Origin of the sequence: Litorimonas sp. (assembly GCA_029936425.1) — a bacterium.
Lineage (GTDB): Bacteria > Pseudomonadota > Alphaproteobacteria > Caulobacterales > Maricaulaceae > Litorimonas.
Genome location: JAPYSU010000147.1, coordinates 1 through 1,179 on the forward strand (window position 1 = coordinate 1; position 1,179 = coordinate 1,179).

The following is a 1,179-nucleotide window of genomic DNA, read 5'->3' on the forward strand; positions in this document are numbered from 1 at the left end:
AGACATAGGTCCTTACTCTTTGCCCATGTTGATAGAGTGAGATGTCCCTTTAGCGCGTTTGCCTCGTTACCAACGAGGTAATCCCGTAAAATTGTCGCTGCCGAGGCCTGCTCACCATTAGCCTTATTGAACATCTTCGCGAGCATCGCCATCCGGTGGCTACTGTTCAGGAAAGTTCTAACCTGGTCCTTCCCTGTCTGGAAGGTGAAACTTGCCGCAAAAGGCATTCTTCGCTCAATTCTACTTACGAGCTCCGTGAAGGGTTGAGGCCTGTCGGACCAAGTTTCAATTTGGATGGGTGCGATGTACCTGTTGTGGCACTTAACCAGAGATTCCTCATCATCAAGCTCTTTAGGCCTTTCTGTCCAAAACTGGAATGCGATTGGCGGTTGTGAGAGTGGGGTAGGGTCAGAGGGATTCTCTTTTGACACCTGAAGCCGTGGTGGAACAGCTTTTTTGCTCTGGGTTTGCCTCAACTGAAAACGATCGTCGTAGCGGCCCGTGATAAAAGTATTGATTGCTCTAGCTAGTTGATGAACAGTCATCGGCTCCGCAACGCAAACGTCGGCAAAAGCAGCAGCCAGGTTTTTAACAAAGGATGAGTGCTTTGCGAGAAGCCTTTTGTACCCCCTCCGAGGGTCCTGACCCATCACAACAAAAGGTGTTAATTCCCTCTCTTTGATAGCACGATCCTGGTCAGCCTTCGAAAAGGCAGCCAAGGATGTCTTCACAACCACATAGCAAGCTTCAAAGGGAACGCGCTTTTGCCGCCAAATGCTCTCTCTCTCCTTCAATATTGGCTCAATGTTGAGAGAGAGCCGATTTGCTACAAACCTGAGCTCATCAACCTGTTTTTTCGCAACGTAGGCACCGCCTTCCTCGGGATCCTGTATGAAGACAATTTGGATCTGATGGCCTGGAGACTTAAATGAAGCATTGAGGCGATCGTTTAGCTTTTGGACCGCCTTGGGATGCTCGCTCTCTCCGAGGTGTGTTTTTGCACCATCCAGAGAGATTGCTGAACAGTAGTATCCGTCAGCTGTTACGAAGGTGTGGTCGTTCTCGACCGCCTGCAGATCGCAAAGGTCATAGGCGGTAAGAGAGAGTGTTTTCGCGAAGAACTGTTTGAGTCCAGACATTAAAAAGTAAGACCATCGTCACTCTCATCGCTGTCTTCGG

Annotated in this window: 1 protein-coding gene; it reads right to left on the bottom strand. The window is 49.4% G+C overall.

The window, feature by feature from the left end:
* Positions 1-1,139, bottom strand: a 1,139-nt coding sequence (locus ACN0IC_RS15625) for a hypothetical protein (RefSeq protein WP_416879670.1), incomplete at its 3' end; no start/stop codon positions are given.
* Between the last annotated feature and the right edge of the window lie 40 nt (positions 1,140-1,179).